This window comes from Enterobacter cloacae complex sp. 370H10 (assembly GCF_050031535.1).
GTDB classification, from domain to species: domain Bacteria; phylum Pseudomonadota; class Gammaproteobacteria; order Enterobacterales; family Enterobacteriaceae; genus Enterobacter; species Enterobacter intestinihominis.
The window spans coordinates 2,596,476-2,616,605 of sequence record NZ_JBLGWG010000001.1; the positions used below are offsets into that span (position 1 = coordinate 2,596,476).

Annotated in this window: 20 protein-coding genes; 5 read left to right on the forward strand and 15 right to left on the reverse strand. The window is 53.8% G+C overall.

Annotated elements, in window-relative coordinates:
* Nucleotides 1-4 precede the first annotated feature (4 nt).
* The 15 genes from ACQG2Q_RS12790 to pspA all read right to left on the reverse strand — a co-directional run bounded on the left by ACQG2Q_RS12790 (nucleotide 5) and on the right by pspA (nucleotide 14,425).
* Nucleotides 5-919 (reverse strand): OmpG family monomeric porin, encoded by a 915-nt coding sequence (locus tag ACQG2Q_RS12790; RefSeq protein ID WP_023300241.1) that lies wholly within the window; start codon nucleotides 917-919, stop codon nucleotides 5-7.
* 66 nt (nucleotides 920-985) lie between these two features.
* The gene (locus ACQG2Q_RS12795) at nucleotides 986-2,068 is read right to left on the reverse strand and encodes an ABC transporter ATP-binding protein (protein WP_022648294.1); all 1,083 of its coding nucleotides are present in this window, start codon (nucleotides 2,066-2,068) and stop codon (nucleotides 986-988) included.
* 13 nt (nucleotides 2,069-2,081) lie between these two features.
* The gene (gene pgmB / locus ACQG2Q_RS12800) at nucleotides 2,082-2,747 is read right to left on the reverse strand and encodes a beta-phosphoglucomutase (protein ID WP_063849103.1); all 666 of its coding nucleotides are present in this window, start codon (nucleotides 2,745-2,747) and stop codon (nucleotides 2,082-2,084) included.
* Nucleotides 2,737-5,016 (reverse strand): glycoside hydrolase family 65 protein, encoded by a 2,280-nt coding sequence (locus tag ACQG2Q_RS12805; protein ID WP_063849104.1) that lies wholly within the window; start codon nucleotides 5,014-5,016, stop codon nucleotides 2,737-2,739. The genes pgmB and ACQG2Q_RS12805 overlap by 11 nt, the downstream gene beginning before the upstream one ends.
* Nucleotides 5,010-6,068 (reverse strand): Gfo/Idh/MocA family protein, encoded by a 1,059-nt coding sequence (locus ACQG2Q_RS12810; RefSeq protein ID WP_088581801.1) that lies wholly within the window; start codon nucleotides 6,066-6,068, stop codon nucleotides 5,010-5,012. The genes ACQG2Q_RS12805 and ACQG2Q_RS12810 overlap by 7 nt, the downstream gene beginning before the upstream one ends.
* Before the next feature lie 11 nt (nucleotides 6,069-6,079).
* Nucleotides 6,080-6,868 carry a sugar phosphate isomerase/epimerase family protein gene (locus tag ACQG2Q_RS12815; protein WP_023300245.1) on the reverse strand — a complete coding sequence of 263 codons (789 nt, stop codon included), beginning with the start codon at nucleotides 6,866-6,868 and terminating at the stop codon, nucleotides 6,080-6,082.
* Between the two features lie 17 nt (nucleotides 6,869-6,885).
* Nucleotides 6,886-7,938 (reverse strand): zinc-dependent alcohol dehydrogenase, encoded by a 1,053-nt coding sequence (locus ACQG2Q_RS12820; RefSeq protein ID WP_015570403.1) that lies wholly within the window; start codon nucleotides 7,936-7,938, stop codon nucleotides 6,886-6,888.
* 28 nt (nucleotides 7,939-7,966) lie between these two features.
* On the reverse strand, nucleotides 7,967-8,809 hold the full coding sequence (locus ACQG2Q_RS12825) for a carbohydrate ABC transporter permease (RefSeq protein WP_003856865.1): 843 nt from the start codon (nucleotides 8,807-8,809) through the stop codon (nucleotides 7,967-7,969).
* Entirely contained in the window at nucleotides 8,796-9,677 is an 882-nt protein-coding gene (locus ACQG2Q_RS12830; RefSeq protein WP_096216994.1) for a carbohydrate ABC transporter permease, read from the reverse strand. Before ACQG2Q_RS12830 ends, ACQG2Q_RS12825 begins: the two co-directional genes overlap by 14 nt.
* 21 nt (nucleotides 9,678-9,698) lie before the next feature.
* Nucleotides 9,699-10,991, reverse strand: coding sequence for an ABC transporter substrate-binding protein (locus tag ACQG2Q_RS12835; RefSeq protein ID WP_063849105.1), 1,293 nt, complete (start codon nucleotides 10,989-10,991; stop codon nucleotides 9,699-9,701).
* A 13-nt stretch (nucleotides 10,992-11,004) separates the two neighbouring features.
* Nucleotides 11,005-12,702 (reverse strand): sugar phosphorylase, encoded by a 1,698-nt coding sequence (locus ACQG2Q_RS12840; protein WP_063849106.1) that lies wholly within the window; start codon nucleotides 12,700-12,702, stop codon nucleotides 11,005-11,007.
* 184 nt (nucleotides 12,703-12,886) lie between these two features.
* Nucleotides 12,887-13,111: a phage shock protein PspD gene (gene pspD / locus ACQG2Q_RS12845; RefSeq protein WP_006810818.1), complete on the reverse strand. Its 225-nt coding sequence runs from the start codon at nucleotides 13,109-13,111 to the stop codon at nucleotides 12,887-12,889.
* Between the two features lie 12 nt (nucleotides 13,112-13,123).
* Nucleotides 13,124-13,483, reverse strand: a complete 360-nt coding sequence (gene pspC, locus ACQG2Q_RS12850; protein WP_063849107.1) for an envelope stress response membrane protein PspC — start codon at nucleotides 13,481-13,483, stop codon at nucleotides 13,124-13,126.
* Nucleotides 13,483-13,707 (reverse strand): envelope stress response membrane protein PspB, encoded by a 225-nt coding sequence (gene pspB, locus ACQG2Q_RS12855; protein WP_022648304.1) that lies wholly within the window; start codon nucleotides 13,705-13,707, stop codon nucleotides 13,483-13,485. Before pspB ends, pspC begins: the two co-directional genes overlap by 1 nt.
* Nucleotides 13,708-13,756: 49 nt before the next feature.
* A complete protein-coding gene (gene pspA / locus ACQG2Q_RS12860) occupies nucleotides 13,757-14,425 on the reverse strand; it encodes a phage shock protein PspA (protein WP_022651342.1) in 669 nt (222 codons plus the stop codon).
* 151 nt (nucleotides 14,426-14,576) lie between these two features.
* Here pspA and pspF point away from each other — a divergent pair, with 151 nt between their 5' ends.
* From pspF to sapD, 5 genes are all read left to right on the forward strand, one after another.
* On the forward strand, nucleotides 14,577-15,569 hold the full coding sequence (pspF, locus tag ACQG2Q_RS12865) for a phage shock protein operon transcriptional activator (RefSeq protein ID WP_162882544.1): 993 nt from the start codon (nucleotides 14,577-14,579) through the stop codon (nucleotides 15,567-15,569).
* A gap of 88 nt (nucleotides 15,570-15,657) precedes the next feature.
* Nucleotides 15,658-17,298: an ABC transporter substrate-binding protein SapA gene (gene sapA / locus ACQG2Q_RS12870; RefSeq protein WP_063150491.1), complete on the forward strand. Its 1,641-nt coding sequence runs from the start codon at nucleotides 15,658-15,660 to the stop codon at nucleotides 17,296-17,298.
* The gene (gene sapB / locus ACQG2Q_RS12875) at nucleotides 17,295-18,260 is read left to right on the forward strand and encodes a putrescine export ABC transporter permease SapB (RefSeq protein ID WP_022648308.1); all 966 of its coding nucleotides are present in this window, start codon (nucleotides 17,295-17,297) and stop codon (nucleotides 18,258-18,260) included. Before sapA ends, sapB begins: the two co-directional genes overlap by 4 nt.
* Complete coding sequence (gene sapC / locus ACQG2Q_RS12880; RefSeq protein WP_096216995.1) at nucleotides 18,247-19,137, forward strand: putrescine export ABC transporter permease SapC; 891 nt, start codon at nucleotides 18,247-18,249, stop codon at nucleotides 19,135-19,137. The genes sapB and sapC overlap by 14 nt, the downstream gene beginning before the upstream one ends.
* Nucleotides 19,137-20,129 carry a putrescine export ABC transporter ATP-binding protein SapD gene (gene sapD, locus ACQG2Q_RS12885; protein ID WP_003856840.1) on the forward strand — a complete coding sequence of 331 codons (993 nt, stop codon included), beginning with the start codon at nucleotides 19,137-19,139 and terminating at the stop codon, nucleotides 20,127-20,129. The genes sapC and sapD overlap by 1 nt, the downstream gene beginning before the upstream one ends.
* Nucleotide 20,130 lies beyond the last annotated feature (1 nt).

Genomic DNA, 20,130 nt, shown 5'->3' on the forward strand with positions numbered 1-20,130 from the left:
GTCATCAGAACGCGTAATTGACGCCGACACCCGCATAGTGGAAGCGGTCGCTCTCGCCTTCGTCATGATTTTCCCATTCGTAGGCATACTCGAGCGTCATTGAAAGGCCATTCGCAAAGTCATAAGCATAGAGCAGACCCAGTCGATTGAAGTCATGCCCTTCACGAGTTGGATCGTCCTGCCAGTCCCAGTTTGACCAGCGATCGAGCCCCAGACGGGTGTAAGGTGTAAGCGTTGTCTGGCCTAATGAAACAGGCAGGTAGGCACGAATCTCCTGGGTGGAGAATTCACCGTTATTACGTGAACTGTCCATATTGAAGCCACGCTCTAAATAGTAGTTAACTTTTGCAGAGACGGTTTCGTTTATTGTCCAGGTAAATCCGGTTTCCGTTTCGACACGGCTGTCAGAATAACCGGTTTTTCCCAGGTCATTCGCAAACTGGTACATGGCAAACCAACCGCCAAAACGCCAGTCATCTGTTAATTTCACATCCCAGTCAGGCTGAATTTTATAGCGCTGCATATTAGCACTACCGTCTTTCGCACCGTGCTCATCTTTAAAATGATATCCATAATTACGGAATCCGCCCGTAAGACCCAGCGTAAAATCCTCTGTGCCAATGAAGCGATACCGTAATTCAAATTCAGGACGATCGAAATAGGTGCCGCGCGTCATGCTGCTGTAATCAACCGGGCCTTCCTGATACATCGCCAGTGAAATTGTCCACGCATCATACGTGGCGTTAAACCACACGGAAGGTTCATATAATCCATCTTTATCGTCGCCCTGACCTTCGACGTTTTCAATTTCATACATGGCACCAATATTAAATTCCCACTGTTTGGTTGACTCTGTTGCTTGCGCGCAGCTTACCCCTGCGCACAGAACGAGCGCAGCACTTCTTAGTAGAGTACTCATTAAAATATTCCTTTATAATTAACATACAAAAAAACCGGAAACTTTCATTTCCGGCGAATACCTTTCTTATCTAATAGCTGCTTCAGTATCAGCATCGAAGAAATGGCACTTACTCATATCGAACTGGATGCCGATATTATCTCCTGCAACGTAATCATCCGCCGCTCCCGCACGGACAACCAGTTCATGCCCGCCCACGTTGGCATAAAGCATAAATTCTGCCCCAGTCAGCTCAGCGACGCTGATCTTCGCCGCGATGTTTTCACCGCTGCGCTGTAGCGTGAGAATGTCTTCCGGACGGATCCCAAAGACGACCGCTTTGCGCTGGTAACCTTGCGCATTCAGTACGGCCAGCTTCTCCTCCGGGATCTCCAGACGCAGCGTTTCCGTCACGAAGTATCGGTCGTCGATCGCGCCACGAATGAAGTTCATCGCAGGTGAACCAATAAAGCCTGCAACGAACATATTCGCCGGCTCGTTGTAAACCTGCTTCGGCGCGCCCACCTGCTGAATGATGCCGTCTTTTAAAATCACAATACGGGTCGCCATCGTCATGGCTTCCGTCTGATCGTGCGTCACGTAAATCATGGTGGTGTTGAGCTTCTGGTGCAGCTTGCTGATTTCAGCGCGCATCTGTACACGAAGCTTGGCATCGAGGTTTGACAGCGGTTCATCCATCAGGAAGACCCCTGCTTCACGCACTATCGCCCTGCCTAACGCCACGCGCTGACGCTGACCACCTGACAATGCGCCAGGTTTACGCTGGAGATAGTCGCGTAAACCCAGGATCTGGGCCGCCCAGCTAACACGTTCTTCGATGATGGAAGGTGCTATTTTTTGCATCTTCAGACCAAACGCCATGTTGTCGTAGACCGTCATATGCGGATAGAGCGCATAGTTCTGGAAGACCATTGCGATATCACGGGACTTGGCGGGAACATCATTCATACAAACCCCGTCAATAATCAGTTCACCTGCGCTGATCTCCTCAAGGCCGGCGATCATTCGCAACGTCGTGGATTTCCCACAGCCCGATGGACCGACGAAGACGATAAATTCTTTATCTTCAATCTCGAGATTGAAATCCTTAACCACGTGGACCTGGTTATCATAGATTTTCTGAATGTGTTTCAGAGACAGTTGAGCCATTATTAATTCCTTATCAATACGCCCGGGATGCCCAGAACGCCGTCAGGCGTTCCCAGGTCAGTTCCTGCGTTGAATGAAGTTGTAATCCCGCATGGTTCAGGCCAGGCCCAATCCCGACCGACAGCATTCCTGCGGCGTTGATCGCATCTACCCCTGCGGCGGCATCTTCGATACCAATGGCCTCTTCAGGACGCACGTTCAGTCCTTTACAGGCTGCAAGGAAGATCTCCGGGTCCGGCTTTGAGCGGCAAATGCGCGAAGCATCGGCGCAAAAATCGAAAGCCTGATAAATACCCAACGCGTGCAAAATCCCAGGGGCATTAAGCGATACGGATGCCAGCCCAATTTTGACCTTCGCGGCGCGAATATCCGCCAGCACGTCGCGAATACGCGGGAGCAGCGAATCCTGCGTCAGTGATGCCAGCGACTGGACGTAAAGCGCGTTTTTTTTCGTTGCCAGCGCCAGGCGCTGCTCGTCACTAAACATCCCCTCTTTCCCGCCATGTTTCAGAATGCGCTGGAGGGAGTCCATACGGCTTATTCCCTTCAGCTGTTCGTTAAATACTTCATCGAAGGTAATACCAATCTCCTCCGCCACGGCGCGCCAGGCCAGAAAGTGAAGATGCGCGGTATCGGTGATCACCCCGTCCAGATCGAATACAACAGCGTTAAGCGTCATGGCGCCCCTCCGTGGTAGCGGTCCCATTAACAGGTGCAAGAAAGTCCTTATGCGCGCAGACTTTTCGCCCTGATACGTGCAGCGTTTTACCCCACAGCGTCAACGTGACAGGTGTGGTAGTCTCAATGGTTAACTGGTCATTTTCACAGGTAATGTGCATTGTTGCGTCCCGCCACCGCAGCGGGAAGGCGAGTTTCTGCCAGTGAACAGGCAGTTTCGGTGCAAGATGCAGCTCCCCTTCGCTAATGTGCAGGCCAGCAACCCCCTGAATAGCGCCCAACCAGATCGCACCGGTGGCGGCGGCATGAATACCGTCATCACTGCTGTGTGGGTCGTCCCCCAGGTCGATGGCGATACCCTCACGCCAGAAGGCATACGCCCCCTCGGTGTCACCGCAGCGTGCGAGCACAATGCCGTGAATGGCTTTACTCAGGGATGAATCATGGATCGTGCGTGGCTCGTAGAACGCCAGATTGGCGGCACATTGCTGCGGCGTAAACCGTTCCGGCAGCAGGTAGTTAAGCATCACCACATCGGCCTGCTTCAGGATCTGCATCTCGTTCACTTCCGCGCGAGAGTAATCAAGCAGAATGGTTTGCTTACCCGCTTTGGCTTTATAGCGGCTCAGATCGATGGCAGGTTTTGCCATGAAGGTATCATCCTGCGGGATCACACCGTCTGCGTCGGCCTCTGGCAGCCACAGGCGCGCCAGGAACTTCCCGGCATTCTCCGTAAAACGCGCATCTTCACGGCCAAACATCGCCATAAACTGACGCGCGCAGGCAACGTTGTGCCAGGCCAGATAGTTGGTGTAGGCGTTGTTGTTGACATGCTCGGTGTATTCATCCGGTCCGATCACGTCATGGATCTCAAGACGACCATTGATTTCCGTCGCGCGTCCCATCCAGAACGAAGCGGTTTCCATCAGTAGCGTCAGCCCCTCATTCCGCATAAAGGCATCGTCGTGTGTTGCCTGCCAGTAAGCGACCACGGCCCAGGCGATATCAGCCACGATGTGATGTTCAGCGAGTGCGGAAGCCACCTTCTGGCGAACCCCGGTGCGGATGTTAATGGCCGCGAATTCTGGCGTCTCTTCCTGTCCGCTGGCCGCACTTTCCCACGGGAACAATGCACCCGGCCAACCGTTACGGCGCGCTTTTTCCCGTGCGCCTGCCAGATTAAGCCAACGATAGCGTAGCAGGCTGCGGGCAATCTGCGGGCGGGTAAACAGATGGAACGGCAGCAGGAAAATTTCGGTATCCCAGAAGACGTGCCCCTTGTACCCCTCACCCGTCAGCCCTTTCGCCGCAATACTGCTTCGCTCATCATGAGCAGGCGTCATTGTCGTCAGATGCCAGACGGCGTAATCCAGCGCCTGCTGATCCTGTTGCTCTGTGGAAGTCACTTCCACACGTGCGTCGCGCCAGACATCTTTCCAGGCATACGCTGAGCTTTCAAGCAACGCCTCATAACCTCTTGCCGCACAGACTTTAAGATCGGCCAGCGCGTTGCGCGCGAATGACTCCTGCGACAGCGCTTTCTCGCTACGATGAGCCACCCAGACGATCTTCTCAAGCGTGACAGTGTCACCCCGAACAATCGTCAGCGAATGATGCACGCTGAGACGGCGGTTTTTGGCGGTGAAACAGCTGTCGCTTTCCGTCGAGAGCTGGCAATACGCCGAAACCACAACCTCAGATGCACGGTCCTGCGTTTCATACACGCCCTGCATGTAGTGCTGGTCAAAGATCCTGACCGAGATTTCATCCAGATGCTGTCTGCCGCTGTTCGTTTGTGTCGCATCTATGCCGGTTTTCAGCACGGCCTGAGCGTCGCCATCAAGCGGTGTGATCGAGAACTGCATTGCCACTAAGGGCAACTGGTCCAGCGAAACAAAACGACGGCTCTCCAGCCGATAACGTTTCCCGTCGGGTGCACGCCAGACAACGTTGCGATGCAGTTCGCCGTTAGCAAAGGCCAGCTCGCGCTGCCATTCAAGAATTTCGCCTGACAGGAGCGTGAAATTGACGCCATCAAGCTCAACATCAATACCGGTGATATCCGGCAGATTGACCAGCTCAGTAGTCTCGTTGCGACCCGCGCAATGATAAAGCCCCGCGAGATACATGCCTCTGGTCTGCTGGGTGTAATCTTCTTCATGCGTAGCGCGAATGCCCATGTAGCCATTCCCGCATGTCATGACAGAGGCATATTTGTTCAGGCTGTGAGGACAAAAGCCCGGATCGTTTAATACAGACACGTTCAGCATAATGTCACGCTTTCCCCTGTTTCTGCTGATTCATAAAGCGCGGCAACAAGCTGTTGTATAACCAGACCCTGTTCTGCGTCAGCGATCATAACGTGCTCTCCCAGCACATGACGCACGAAGGCATCCATACTGCGCAGATGGCGCTGATCGTCCGCCTCTTCACGATGGATAAGGGTTTCTAAAACACCGGCTTCGTCGTTATAGATATGCGCCGGGAACAGCGTTGCGCCTGCCTTATCACCGCAGAAAGAGACGTTCATGATGGACTGCTCGCGGATGTTAAGCGCAAAGGAGGTGTCCAGACGCAGAACGCCGCCGTTGCAGAATTCAATCGTGCCAAACAGGGCATCTTCCACGGTAAACTGCGTAGGATCCCATTCGCCAAACTGACCGGTGTGTTTCCGGTTCCCCAGTCTCTGGAAGCTGTGTGCGGTTACCCGCTTCACAGCCGGGAAGCCCAACACGTACATCGCAGCATCCAGCATATGAATGCCGATATCGATAAGCGGCCCGCCACCCTGGAGCGATTTATTGGTGAAAACGCCCCACCCCGGCACACCGCAGCGACGCAGCGCCTGCGCGGAAGTGAAGTAAATTTCACCGAGTGTGCCGTTCATTACCGCATCGCGCAGGAGCTGGGTGTCCAGGGCAAAGCGATGATGAAAATCATACGCAAGGACTTTTCCTGCCTTGCGCGCCGCGATGCGCATCTGGTCGGCCTGTTCCGGCGTCATTGCCGGCGGCTTTTCACACATCACATGGCAACCCGCTTCGAGAGCCGCCATCACATGTTCAAAATGGAACCGGTTAGGCGAACAGACGCTCACCACATCCGGTTTTACTTTCTGCAACATCTCGTGAGCGTCCTGCCATGCCGATGGAATGGCATAACGTTCCGCGAACGCCTGTGCCTGCTCAAGGCGGCTGTCCATGACAGCCACCATTTGAACATCACTGCGCGTGGCGTAATACGAGGCATGCACTTTGTCTGCAACCTGCCCGGCGCCAATGATGGCGACGCGCAGAGGCAAAGGTGTAGAAGCACTCATCACGCTCGTCATCCTTAGCATTCACGCAGGTAATTGAGTGAGTCCTGATAGGCTTGAGCCGGATCGTCGGCACGAACCCGGCACTCGTACACCACATAACCCTGATAGTTATCAGCACGCAGCTGACCGAACAGGCTGGCGAAATCGAGGCTGCCGCTGCCCGGCTGATAGCGGTGGTTATCAGCAATGTGCACATGACCCAGCAGGTCGCGGTTGTGATGCAGCGCTTCCGTCAGTGAGTCTTCTTCAATGTTCATGTGGTAGAAATCACCGATGATCTGCACGTGCTTCAGGCCGTTCTCTTCGATATAACGACGCGCGTCGGCCAGGGTGTTGATCATATGATCCTGATAGCGGTTCAGCGGCTCCAGGTAGACGGTAGTACCGGTGCGCGCTGCTACCTCATCCAGCCAGCGCAGGGAAGCGCTGACCGCTTTGCGATCGCCATCCAGGCTACGTGGCGAAGTCATTGGCGGCAGACGGAAGGTAAACATCCCCCAGGCAGCCGGGACGATAATCCCTTTGCCGCCCACTTCTGCCAGCGCTTCCAGAATGCGTTCAATCTGCTGGAGACCGTTCAGGCGGCGTTCTTCGATAAAATCCCCGATCCAGCCATCGTATCCGCCACACGCCGTCGTAACCGGCAGACCGGTGGCTTTGATAGCGGCTTTCACTTCGTCGAGATGTTCAACCAGCAGCCGGCCATCTATTTCGTAGCCATCAAATCCCATCGCTTTGATGTATTTGAATTTTTCCATGATAGTGGTCGGGAAAAAGGCCTGGTTTTGTGTTGCGATTTTCATGATTTGCTGTCCTTAGCTTAAAAAGTAACGCCCATTTTGATACTGAGTTCCGGGTGCTGATCGACATACTTCATGTAGCTTTCCGGGCTGGTGGTGAAGGTGACGACCGGGTCGATCAGATCTTCACAATTGAGATAACCGTTCATCAGCAATTCCCAACAGGTCTCTTCAATACGCTTGCGACTCCAGCGTGGATAATCCGGGTTGGGTTCACTGCATGCGCGGGAGAAGACAATCTTCGCGTTGTTGAAGTGTGCTTCGCGGCCCAGGTTGAAGCCTGCCGCAAAAGGTTTGGCGAAAGCCACGTAAGAGATCGTGCCGCCGTAGGCGAGTCCGCGCAGCGCAGATTGCAGCGCATCTGCAAAGCCGCTGGTTTCGATGATCACATCCGCGCCCTGCTTGCCGGTCAGTTTCTTAATTTCAAGACCGACATCGGTACCGATTGGGTTCAGGCAGTGGTCTGCACCGTGACGGCGGGCGATCTCACAGCGATGTTCAATAGGATCGACACCAATAACCACTGACGCGCCAGCTTTTTTCGCCAGCTGAATCGCAATCTGGCCAATAGCGCCCAGCCCGACAACTACAACGAAATCCCCTACGCGGACGTTAGCATCACGCACGCCGCTCATGGCGAACTGAGCCGGATCGTAACAAACAGCGTTTTTCCAGGATGCGCCCTGCGGCATTTTGCGCAGCTTATAGTTGTTCACCGCGTTGACGATGACCGTTTCCTGCAATGGGCCGTAGCAGCAAACGCTGTCGCCGATCTGGTATTCCGTTACGTCCGCACCACATTCGATGATGTCGCCGACGATCATGTTTCCCAACTGGAATTTACCAAATTCGATGCCGCGTGCTGCCCCCTCTTCACGTGGGGTAAACATCTGCCACTCGGCGTTAAACTCTTCATCAATGAACGGGCTTGCCGCGCGGAAATCCACAACTTCGGTGCCATGTTTCGGGGCGCCATAACGGGCACGAATCTTCACTTCATGTGCTGCAACAGGACGATCTTCGTATTCCACCAGCGCCGCTACACGAGGCGCTGTCGCAACTAATTTTTTCATGACTCACTCCTTGTTAAAATCGGCCGCCTCAGCCCTTTACGCCGCCGGCGGTCAAACCACTTTTAATAAAACGTTCAGACAGGGCATACATAATGACAACGGGCAGTGCGGTCACCAGCGATGCCGCCATCATGCGACCCCAGATGTAATCTGGCGTACTGAAGAGCGTGTTCAGCCCCACCGGCAACGTGAAGTTGCTGGCGCTGGACAGGAAAATGGAGGCGAACAGGTAGTCATTCCACGCCACCATGAAGCAGTAAACGAAGACTGACACCAGACCCGAGATCGCCAGCGGCACGGTGATGCGGAAGATGATTTGCAGGCGGTTCAGGCCGTCCATCATCGCGGCTTCTTCGATTTCGTCCGGGATAGTGTCGAAATAGCTGCGCAGCATAAAGACCGCAGTCGGCAACGTCTGCGTCACCATGGTGATGATCAGCGCCAGCTCGGTGTCATAAATGCCGAGCGCGGTGATGATTTTGAACAGCGGCACTACCAGCAGGATCCCGGAGAACATATAGACGGTGTAGAAGCTCGCATTGATCGTCGTGCGCCCTTTAAAGCGCAGTTTGGATAACGCATAAGCGCCCAGCGTACCGAGAAACACCGCAATGACCGAGGAGGTCAGTGACACCACCATGCTGTTACGGAAATAATCCACAAACGGGAAAATCAGCGGGTTAAAGATGTCGATGTAGTGCTGTAACGTCCACTCCTGCGGCAGGATAGTCGGGTGCAGTGAGATCGCCTCTTTCGCGCTTTTGAACGATGTCATCAGCATCACAAAAAACGGAAACAGCGTGATAATCAGGAATACCGCCAGTCCCAGATAAAAACCGATACGGCCCAGAACGCGTTTATTTGTTGCCATTGAGGTTTACCCTTTTTCTGGTCAGCAGAATGACAGCGAATATGATCACAAACAGCACAACGGAAATGGCGGCTGCTTTACCCAGGTCATTGAACGCAAAGGCGGTTTTGTAGAGATATACGCCCAGAATGTCGACCTTGGTGGTGAGCAGATAAACATCCGCAAACATGTAGAACATCCAGATGGTGCGCAGCGTGACCACCGTGGCCAGCACCGGCATGATGGCGGGCAACGTCACGATACGAAAACGCTGCCAGGCATTCGCCCCGTCCATCTCTGCCGCTTCGTACAAGGATTTATCAATGGTCTGTAGAATCGCGAGGAACGAGATAAAGGCATACGGGAAGTAACGCCAGATGGCGAACAGCACGACCAGGACAAAACTGCTGCCAGGGTTATCGAACCACAGCGGCGCCTGATCGTAGAGATGCAGCAGATCAACGCCAAGATAGTTCACAATTCCGTAGCCGTTGTTGAACATGTATTTCCAGGCAAATACCAGTGAAATAGACGGCGTCACATAGGACAGTATCACCAGTGAACGTGCCGTTTTCCGCATGCGGAATTCACGGTTAAAGAAGATCGCTACGGCCAGCCCCAGTCCGGTGCTGCCGATCACCATCAGCGCCGTATACCAGAACGTCATCCACAGGGAGTGCCAGAACGCAGCATCGCCCAGGATGCGAATGTAGTTATCCAGACCGACGAACACCGCATCAATACGCGGATTCAGCGGTAAACGTAAAAAACTGATTTCAATGTTAGAAATCATTGGCCAGGCCACCAGGCCCCCCAGCAAAATCAGGCTGGGGGCCAACAGCAGCATGGCGAAAGGCATATCTGAACGACCAGAAAACAACGTCTTCATAATTCCCTTCGCAAAGCGCTCCTATCGTTGTGATACCAGGTCAGTCAGCTTCTTCTGGCTGTTGCTTAACGTCGCACTGAGATCTTTTTGTCCCACCGTCACGTTATGCACCATGGAACTGATAATGCCGGACCCGGTAACATCTCCCATGCGGGTAAAGTTCTTGTCGCCCACGGCACCAAACACCTGGACGTTCGGGAACTGCGCAATCAGCTCGTAAGGCAGTTGACCAAAGGCCTTGATAACGTCGTTGTTTTTCCAGGAATCTGTGCCCACTACGAGTTTATTGACCGGTAGCGCGGCGCCCGGAGACATCATGACCCAATCAGAGGCGTTCTGAGCCTGCTCCATCCAGGTGACAAATTTCTCGGCGGCCTGCGTTTCCTCTTCGGTCTGGCCGGTAGTGATCGTCAACGAAGTGATCATGCCGTACACGGCTGATGATTTTTCCGTCGGGACCACGAACCCCAGGTTGGCCGGATTGCCATCTTTGAAGACCGCGGGCAGGATATAGGTAGAGTAAACGGCCATAGGCGCAGAACCGTTCATGAAGGCGTCTTTGATCTCCATGACATCATTCGAGCCCGGCATGGTGTTCGCGGCCAGTGCCCTATAAAACTCCAGCGCTTTCGACATCTCAGGGGTATCGATTTTCACGCTGCCGTTTGCATCAAAGACGTTAGCCCCTCCAGACAAAGCAAACTGCGAGAAAGCCTGCTCCGTCATGACGCTTTCTGCGGTTGGAAGCGCGATGCCGTAATGTTTTTTCGCCGGATCGTTGAGCGCCTGACTGGCTTTCAGCAGTTGTTCCCAGTTGTGCGGTTCCTCGATCCCCGCTGCCGCGAGCGCATCTTTGTGATACCAGACGCCGGACAGCCAGGCGCTAACCGGCACCCCCGTCCATGCGTTGCCATCTTCCGTGCGAACCACGCGTAAAATACCGTCGTAAAATGTCTCCTCGCCCACCGCCTTGACGGCGCGGCCGATGGCGTCACGATCCAGCAACTGCTCTTTATCCATGACTTTGGCGTAGTCATGACTGATCTCTATCACCTCCGGTAGCGCACCGGTACGTGCCAGAGTAATAACCTTGGTGTTATAGGCATCTTCCTCAACGGGTACCTGTTTCACCGTTATAGTCGGGTTCTCTTGTTCGAATTTTTCAATCAATTTCGTGATAACGGCCTGACGCTCCTGTTCTACCGACGAGTGCATAAACTCAATGGTGACCTGAGATGCTTTATCGTCCTTACAGCCTGATAACAGGGCGCACGAAACCAGTGCTGATAACAGCACAATTTTTGGCATTTTCATTTTAGGGTCCTTTTTAGTTTTCTTTAATCCACATTACCTGCCATGGATTGAGGATCAGCTCCGTACCGCTAATATCCTGTCCTGATAATAACTCCTTACCAGAAAGCGTTTGTTCATAAACGGTCTGCATTTTATTGCTAAAATTAAATAATGCTGTAATTCGCTCGCCATTTTCAGCAACACGAATAATTTTAAGAATTTGTTTACCCACTGCGTCGAAAGCAGCCTGACTATCCGGATGGAACGCCCTCTCACCGCGACGAATAGCGATAAACTCACTCAAACGAGAATAAATTTGATAACGAATACTCTTCTTATTATTCAGTTCGCTATCAAGCTGCCCCGCCGTGTATTTTTTCCGGTTAATCGCGCGGTTATATCCGAGGCGTTCGACGCCTTCATAATCGTTCCGCGAACCAAGAATGCTCTGAATATAAACAGCCGGGACGCCTGGGAAACTTAACAACACAGCATGCGCGAGGAGGAACCGTGCAATACGTTCCTCATCTGAACTGTCTTGTAAACTTAACGCATCAAGATAGGTGACATTAATTTCATAAGGGCTTCGCGTTCCGTCAGGATTATTTTTCCAGTTGACCAGCGCGCCTTCCTGCTGAAGATTTTCGACCAACGAGAGGATCTCTGATTCCGGAAGAATGCCGCGCAGCGGATTCAAACCGATACCATCATGCGAGGCCAGGAAATTAAACCATGTAGTGTGTGAAGAAGGCAGTGCCAGCGACCCCGCCCATTGGCAAAGTGCTTTCACATCCTGACGATGAACGGCATGCAGCACCAGCGGAGGTAAGGAAAACTGATAGACCATCTGGGCTTCGTTTTCACCATCACCGAAGTAAGAGATGTTGTCTTTGTGCGGAACATTTGTCTCAGTAATGATCACCGTTCCAGGTGCCACGGCGTCCGTAATGGCGCGGAACAGCTGAATAAGGCAATGGGTTTGTTCCAGATGGATGCAGGTTGTTCCCGGGATTTTCCACATAAACCCGACCGCATCCAGACGGATATAACGCGCCCCTTCCATGAGGTAATGGAGCAGAACGTCAACCATTGCAATCAGCACCTGCGGCGAGGCGAAATTGAGATCGATCTGGTCATCGCTGAATGTAGTCCATAAATGACGAACGCTGCCATCATTAAGCGTAAACGGCGTCAACAGCGGTAAAGCGCGTGGGCGCGTCACCGCGGATAAATCGGTTTCCGGGTCGACAGAAATAAAGAAATCTTCATAACCAGGCTTCTGCGCAAGATAATTCGCAAACCATTCGCTTTTCGCTGACATATGATTGCAAACGAAATCAAACATTAAGCTGGCTGACTGTTTTAATTCCGCGACATCGCGCCAGTTTCCCGTTTCAGGTGCAACGGTATGATAATCAACAACGGAAAAACCATCATCTGATGACCACGGATAGAAAGGTAAAAGATGGACATGAGAAAAAGTACGAGAAAGCCACTCATTATAGAACCGGGTAAATACCGGCAATGCTTTCTCCCCTTTCGCGGAGATCTGATCGGCATAGGTAATCAGAACAACATCTTTTTCATCCCAGCCTGACTTACGCTTCTCCGTAATATTAACCGCCGCCTGTTGAAGCTTAGTTAATAACACGTCAAGGTGTGCATCTGAAAATGATTCACCGTAAATATGATTGATAAGGTATTTAATTTTTGCGTTCACATTATTTTCCATGGTAGCGGTCCCACGGAGTGGCAATCTACTCCCATGAAAAATATCTGTCAACGGACCTGGGGGCTGAAAAAGGCATTCTCAAAGCAGCGCAACGCAGTAATGTGAGCTGCCGCAAAGAAAGAGAAAAAGCAGAGGGGGAATTCATGCCCTCTCTCAGCGCGAGAAAGGGCTTATATGAGCGGGATTAGCGTGAAAAGTAGCGACGTGAAACGCGTTTTGCCAGTTTTTGTAACAGCGGCTCCAGGGCGACCGCCAGCAACATTCTGACCGGCTTACGGGCAACAGACTTGATCGCCCAGCCCGCCACACCAGCCGGACCATAACGTAACGCCGTCATCAGAACCAGTTTACCTGCGATTTTCAGGCCGGGTTTTACCTTCTGACCGGCCTGTTGCCAGTTTTGTTTCATGTAAGTTCTCTCTTAAAGCTGACGGAAACGACTTCTCAGCGTAAAGGTATCGGAGGTGACATAACGTTCCATCTCGCGCAATCGCTTCTCCCCTGCGCTCAGCTGTTCATCCACCGCGTTAAGAAGATCGCTGCTGGTTGGCGTGTTTTCCGCATCCAGCTCACCTTCCGGCATCGGATCAAGTACAAACGACAGAATGATGTAAGCCACCAGTGTAATAAAGGCCAGGCCAAAGAAAATCGACAATACGGTGACCACACGTACCAGTTTTACCGGGACATCCAGATAGTGTGCCAGCCCGGCGCAAACGCCCTGAACCATGCCCTGCTGCGGGATGCGCCACAGTTTTTTATTCAGATTTAGTCCAGCCATTAACGCTCCCTCCAGTTCGGGTGTTCCGCATCCAGGATGGCTTCCAGCGCCTGAATACGTTCGCGCATTTTGTTTGCCTCAGAAGAGAGCTGCGCCAGCCGCTGTTGCTCGCTTTGCGACAGCTCCCCGCGAGAAGAGCGGTTGCTGTAGTGCAGCCATAACCAGATGGGCAGAACAAACAGCACGAAAATTGTCAGGGGTATTGCCAGAAAAAGCGCGCTCATGTGTACTCCTTGTCTTGCGATGCGGCACGCTCAGGTGCCGCAGGATTTATTATTGGTTGTCTTGCTTCATTTTGGCTTTCAGCGCAGCCAGCTGCTCGCTAATTTCATCATCGGCTTTCAGGTCAGCAAACTGCTGATCCAGGGTTTTCTGCTTACCGATGCTGTGGCTTTCGGCTTCCGCTTCCATGTGGTCGATACGGCGTTCGAACGATTCGAAACGCGCCATCGCTTCATCCAGTTTGCCGCTGTCCAGCTGGCGACGCACGTCACGGGACGAGCTTGCAGCCTGGTGGCGCAGCGCCAGCGCCTGTTGACGTGCACGGGTTTCGCTGAGTTTGTTTTCAAGCTCACCAATCTCTTTCTTCATACGCGTCAGAGTATCATCCACCAGCGTCACTTCATGTTCCAGCGTGGCCACCATATCGGTCAGCTTCTGCTTCTCAATCAGCGCAGCGCGGGCCAGATCTTCTTTATCTTTGCGCAGCGCCAGTTCAGCTTTTTCCTGCCACTCGTTAAGCTGGGCAGTCGCCTGCTCGATACGACGCGTTAACTGCTTCTTCTCTGCCAGCGCGCGGGCGGAGGTGGAGCGTACTTCAACCAGCGTGTCTTCCATCTCCTGAATCATCAGGCGCACCAGCTTCTGCGGATCTTCTGCTTTCTCCAGCAGCGAGTTGATGTTGGCGTTCACGATGTCGGCAAAACGAGAAAAAATACCCATAATTCAATCCTCATAGTTCTGTTATCGGGCGATGCCCTGCTGAGTAGTTAATACAAATCCCATGCCAACTTTTTATCTTATTGATTTTACTGGGTGTGATTGATATTTATCCATCCAGCGGCTATTCTCACCTGGTGAATATCACTAAGGAGTGGTTAATTTCATCATGGCTGAATATAAAGACAATTTGCTTGGCGAGGCAAACAGCTTCCTGGAAGTGCTTGAGCAGGTATCGCGCCTGGCGCCGCTGAATAAACCGGTGCTCATTATCGGTGAGCGCGGAACGGGTAAAGAACTTATCGCTAACCGTCTGCACTTTCTGTCTGGCCGCTGGGACGGGCCTTTTATTTCGCTTAACTGCGCGGCGCTGAATGAAAATCTGCTCGACACGGAGCTTTTCGGTCATGAAGCCGGCGCGTTTACTGGCGCACAAAAACGGCACCCCGGTCGTTTTGAACGTGCCGACGGCGGAACGCTCTTTCTCGACGAGCTGGCGACCGCGCCAATGCTGGTGCAGGAAAAGCTGCTGCGTGTCATTGAGTATGGCGAACTGGAACGCGTTGGCGGAAGTCAGCCGCTTCAGGTAAACGTTCGCCTGGTGTGCGCCACTAACGCCGATCTGCCCGCGATGGTGGCAGAAGATAAATTCCGCGCCGACCTGCTGGACCGGCTGGCTTTCGATGTCGTCCAGTTGCCGCCGCTGCGTGAGCGACGCAGCGATATCATGCTGCTGGCCGATCAATTTGCCATTCAGATGTGCCGGGAACTGGGCCTGCCGCTCTTTCCGGGCTTCAGCGAACAGGCCACCGAGACCCTGCTCGGTTACCACTGGCCGGGGAATATCCGTGAACTGAAAAACGTGGTGGAACGGTCTGTTTACCGTCATGGCAGCAGCGAGACCGAACTGGACAACATTATTCTCGATCCGTTTCGGCGCGAGGTTAAACAGCCCCTTGCTCCGGCGGCGCGCCAGCATGATCCGGCGTTGCCGCTCGATTTACGCCAGTTCCAGCATCAGCAGGAGCAGCAACTGCTGGAACGGAGCCTGAAAGAGGCGAAATATAACCAGAAACGGGCAGCTGAACTGCTGGGTCTGACCTACCATCAGTTAAGGGCATTGCTCAAAAAACATCAAATGCGCTGACATTATCAGCACTTACCCCCAGACATTTTTACGAAGCAGGCGTAAGTGCGATACACTTTGCAGATCGAATCTAAAAACCTTAAAAACTATGCGCCTGGTTTTATCATCCCTGTTTGCACTCGGTCTGTTCAGCAATCTGGCCTTTGCTGCGCCCGATCGTACTGCGCCTCCTGATATTCGTGATAGTGGTTTCGTCTATTGCGTCAGCGGGCAAGTTGATACCTTTAACCCGCAAAAAGCGGGGAGCGGCGTGATTGTTGATACGCTGGCCGCACAGATTTACGATCGCCTGCTCGACGTCGATCCTTATACCTATCGGCTGGTTCCGGAGCTTGCTGAAAGTTGGGAAGTGCTTGATAACGGCGCCACGTACCGCTTCCGTCTACGCGATGATGTGGCTTTTCAGCACACCCCGTGGTTTACCCCAACCCGAAAGCTCAACGCGGATGACGTGGTTTTCACCTTCCAGCGCATCTTTAACCGCAACCATCCGTGGCATAACGTCAACGGCGGAAACTTCCCCTACTTCGACAGTCTGCAATTCGCGGACACGGTCAAAAGCGTTCGTAAGCTGGATAACCGCACGGTTGAGTTTCGCCTGACGCGCCCGGACGCCTCATTCCTCTGGCACCTGGCGACGCACTACGCGTCCGTCATGTCAGCCGAATACGCGGATCAGCTGACGAAAAAGGATCGTCAGGAACGTCTCGATCGTGAGCCTGTGGGCACAGGACCCTTCCAGTTAGCTGAGTACCGCGCCGGACAATACATTCGCCTGCAACGACACGATCATTTCTGGCGCGGCAAACCGCTGATGCCGCAGGTTATTGTCGATCTGGGTTCAGGTGGAACAGGCCGCCTCTCCAAACTGCTGACCGGTGAGTGCGACGTCCTTGCGTGGCCTGCGGCCAGCCAGTTGACTATTTTGCGCGACGACCCCCGCCTGCGCCTGACCCTACGCCCGGGAATGAACATCGCCTATCTGGCGTTTAACACCGATAAGCCACCGCTGAATAATCCGGCCGTGCGCCATGCGCTGGCGTTAGCGATCAACAATCAGCGTCTGATGCAGTCGATTTATTACGGCACCGCGGAAACCGCCGCCTCTATTCTGCCCCGCGCCTCCTGGGCCTATGACGGCGAGGCGAAGATCACGGAATATAATCCGGCGAAAGCGCGCGAACAGCTTAAAGCACTGGGGGCAGAAAACCTGACGCTTCAGCTGTGGGTACCCACCAGCTCTCAGGCGTGGAACCCTAGCCCGCTGAAAACCGCCGAACTGTTGCAGGCAGATATGGCCCAGGTGGGCGTGAAGGTGATCATCGTTCCTGTCGAAGGCCGTTTCCAGGAGGCGCGTCTGATGGACATGAATCACGACTTAACGCTGGCTGGCTGGTCTACCGACAGTAACGACCCGGACAGCTTCTTCCGTCCGCTGCTGAGCTGTGCGGCGATCAACTCCCAGACCAACTACGCGCACTGGTGTAACCGGGAATTTGATGCTGTGCTGCAAAAAGCCCTCTCATCTCAACAGCTTGCTTCACGCATTGAGGCCTACGATGAAGCGCAAAATATTCTGGCCAGAGAGCTTCCCGTGTTGCCGCTTGCCTCTTCCCTGCGCCTTCAGGCCTACCGTTACGATATAAAAGGGCTGGTACTCAGCCCGTTTGGTAACGCCTCCTTCGCGGGCGTGACTCGTGAGGAAGAACAAGAGGTGAAAAAACCATGATTATATTTACCTTGCGGCGGCTGCTGTTACTGCTGGTCACCCTGTTCTTCCTGACCTTTGTCGGCTTTAGCCTTAGCTACTTTACGCCGCACGCCCCGCTTCAGGGCTCATCCCTCTGGGACGCCTGGCTGTTCTGGTTTAACGGCCTGTTGCACTGGGATTTTGGCGTGTCCAGCATCAACGGACAGCTCATCTCTGAGCAGCTGAAGATGGTTTTCCCGGCCACCATGGAGCTGTGTATACTCGCCTTTGGCTTTGCCCTCATGGTGGGGATCCCGGTGGGGATGCTGGCGGGAATTTATCGCAATAAATGGCAGGATAAATTCATCAGCGCGCTTGCCTTAATTGGCTTTTCCATCCCTGTTTTCTGGCTGGCGCTGCTGCTTACCCTCTTCTTCTCACTGACGTTAGGCTGGCTTCCGGTGTCTGGCCGTTTCGACCTGCTGTATAACGTACAAACGGTGAGCGGCTTCGCCATCGTTGACGCCTGGCTTTCCGATTCAGTCTGGCGCGACGAAATGATCGTGAGCGCCCTGCGCCATATGGTGCTGCCAGTGCTCACGCTGGCCGTCGCACCGACGACCGAAGTGATCCGCCTGATGCGCATCAGCACTATCGAAGTCTTCGATCAAAACTATGTGAAAGCCGCCGCCACACGCGGACTGTCTCGCCTGACGATTCTACGTCGCCATGTGCTGCACAATGCGTTGCCGCCGGTAATCCCACGGCTTGGGCTGCAATTCTCAACCATGCTGACGCTGGCGATGATCACCGAGATGGTTTTCAGCTGGCCGGGCCTTGGACGCTGGATGATCAACGCCATTCGCCAACAGGATTACGCTGCGATCTCCGCCGGAGTGATGGTGATTGGCTCGCTGGTTATTATTGTTAACGTTGTTTCCGATATTTTGGGTGCCATGGCCAACCCGTTGAAGCATAAGGAATGGTATGCCTTACGATAACGTCTACAGCGAAAAGCGCACGCCTGGTGCGCTACGCACCGTGTGGCGTAATTTCTACGGCGACACCACGGCGATGATCGGCTTTTACGGCTGCATTGGCCTCGTGTTGCTGTGTGTTTTGGGTTCGTGGTTTGCCCCGTATGGCATCGATCAGCAGTTCCTTGGTTATCAGCTTTTACCGCCATCGTGGTCGCGTTACGGGGAGGTTTCGTTCTTCCTGGGGACTGACGATCTCGGACGCGACGTGCTAAGTCGTTTACTGAGCGGCGCCGCACCTACGGTAGGCGGCGCGTTCGTGGTCACCCTGGCCGCCGCGATATGCGGCCTTGCACTGGGCATTTTTGCCGGCTCTACCCATGGGCTGCGGTCTGCCGTGCTTAATCATATTCTTGATACCTTGCTCTCGATTCCTTCGCTGTTGCTGGCGATTATCGTCGTGGCCTTCGCGGGGCCGCACCTCACACATGCGATGTTCGCCGTCTGGCTGGCCATTCTGCCCCGCATGGTGCGATCGGTTTACAGCCTGGTTCACGACGAACTGGAGAAAGAGTATGTCGTCGCCGCCCGTCTGGACGGTGCCAACACGTTTAATATTTTGTGGTTTGCCGTGCTGCCTAACATTGCCGCCGGGCTGGTGACGGAGATCACCCGCGCCCTGTCGATGGCGATTCTGGATATCGCAGCGCTGGGCTTCCTGGACCTGGGCGCGCAGCTCCCCTCCCCGGAATGGGGCGCAATGCTCGGCGATGCGCTGGAGCTGATTTACGTTGCGCCGTGGACGGTCATGCTGCCGGGCGCGGCCATCATGGTGAGCGTTCTGCTCGTTAACCTGCTTGGCGACGGGATCCGCCGCGCAATCAATGCGGGGGTGCAATAATGCCGTTACTTGATATCCGCAACCTCACGATCGAAATTAAAACGGGCGAAGGCTGGGTTAAAGCGGTGGATCGCATCAGTATTACGCTCGCAGAGGGCGAAATACGCGGGCTGGTGGGCGAATCGGGTTCCGGTAAGAGTCTAATCGCCAAAGCCATTTGCGGCGTGGCGAAGGACAACTGGCGGGTGACCGCCGACCGTATGCGTTTCGACGACATCGATCTGTTGCGTCTCTCCCCGCGCGAACGCCGTAAACTGGTGGGCCATAACGTCTCGATGATTTTTCAGGAGCCGCAATCCTGTCTCGATCCGTCCGAGCGCGTCGGGAAACAGCTGATGCAGAATATCCCCGGCTGGACCTATAAAGGCCGCTGGTGGCAGCGTTTCGGCTGGCGTAAACGCCGTGCCATTGAGCTATTGCACCGTGTGGGGATCAAAGACCATAAAGACGCGATGCGCAGTTTCCCCTACGAACTGACCGACGGTGAATGCCAGAAAGTGATGATTGCTATCGCCCTGGCCAATCAGCCGCGTCTGCTGATTGCGGACGAACCGACGAACGCGATGGAGCCAACGACTCAGGCGCAGATTTTCCGCCTGCTCACGCGTCTGAACCAGAATAACAACACCACCATTTTGCTGATCAGCCATGACCTGCAAATGTTGAGCAAGTGGGCGGATAAAATTGACGTGATGTATTGCGGACAAACGGTAGAAACCGCGCCAAGTGAAGACCTGGTGACGACGCCGCATCATCCCTACACGCAGGCGCTGATCAGGGCGATCCCTGATTTTGGCAGCGCAATGCCACACAAGAGCCGTCTGAATACTCTGCCTGGCGCGATTCCGCTGCTGGAATCGCTGCCCATTGGCTGCCGTCTGGGTCCGCGTTGCCCGTATGCTCAGCGTAAATGCATTGAAACACCGCGCCTGACAGGGCCGAAAAATCATCTGTTTGCCTGTCATTTCCCGCTGAACATGGAGAGAGAGTGAA

Coding starts and splice junctions, on each gene's coding strand:
- ACQG2Q_RS12790 (WP_023300241.1), bottom strand. CDS start 919: ATGAGTACTCTACTAAGAAGTGCTGCGCTCGTTCTGTGCGCAGGGGTA.
- ACQG2Q_RS12795 (WP_022648294.1), bottom strand. CDS start 2,068: ATGGCTCAACTGTCTCTGAAACACATTCAGAAAATCTATGATAACCAG.
- pgmB (WP_063849103.1), bottom strand. CDS start 2,747: ATGACGCTTAACGCTGTTGTATTCGATCTGGACGGGGTGATCACCGAT.
- ACQG2Q_RS12805 (WP_063849104.1), bottom strand. CDS start 5,016: ATGCTGAACGTGTCTGTATTAAACGATCCGGGCTTTTGTCCTCACAGC.
- ACQG2Q_RS12815 (WP_023300245.1), bottom strand. CDS start 6,868: ATGAAAATCGCAACACAAAACCAGGCCTTTTTCCCGACCACTATCATG.
- ACQG2Q_RS12820 (WP_015570403.1), bottom strand. CDS start 7,938: ATGAAAAAATTAGTTGCGACAGCGCCTCGTGTAGCGGCGCTGGTGGAA.
- ACQG2Q_RS12825 (WP_003856865.1), bottom strand. CDS start 8,809: ATGGCAACAAATAAACGCGTTCTGGGCCGTATCGGTTTTTATCTGGGA.
- ACQG2Q_RS12830 (WP_096216994.1), bottom strand. CDS start 9,677: ATGAAGACGTTGTTTTCTGGTCGTTCAGATATGCCTTTCGCCATGCTG.
- ACQG2Q_RS12835 (WP_063849105.1), bottom strand. CDS start 10,991: ATGAAAATGCCAAAAATTGTGCTGTTATCAGCACTGGTTTCGTGCGCC.
- ACQG2Q_RS12840 (WP_063849106.1), bottom strand. CDS start 12,702: ATGGAAAATAATGTGAACGCAAAAATTAAATACCTTATCAATCATATT.
- pspD (WP_006810818.1), bottom strand. CDS start 13,111: ATGAAACAAAACTGGCAACAGGCCGGTCAGAAGGTAAAACCCGGCCTG.
- pspC (WP_063849107.1), bottom strand. CDS start 13,483: ATGGCTGGACTAAATCTGAATAAAAAACTGTGGCGCATCCCGCAGCAG.
- pspB (WP_022648304.1), bottom strand. CDS start 13,707: ATGAGCGCGCTTTTTCTGGCAATACCCCTGACAATTTTCGTGCTGTTT.
- pspA (WP_022651342.1), bottom strand. CDS start 14,425: ATGGGTATTTTTTCTCGTTTTGCCGACATCGTGAACGCCAACATCAAC.
- sapA (WP_063150491.1), top strand. CDS start 15,658: ATGCGCCTGGTTTTATCATCCCTGTTTGCACTCGGTCTGTTCAGCAAT.
- sapB (WP_022648308.1), top strand. CDS start 17,295: ATGATTATATTTACCTTGCGGCGGCTGCTGTTACTGCTGGTCACCCTG.
- sapC (WP_096216995.1), top strand. CDS start 18,247: ATGCCTTACGATAACGTCTACAGCGAAAAGCGCACGCCTGGTGCGCTA.
- sapD (WP_003856840.1), top strand. CDS start 19,137: ATGCCGTTACTTGATATCCGCAACCTCACGATCGAAATTAAAACGGGC.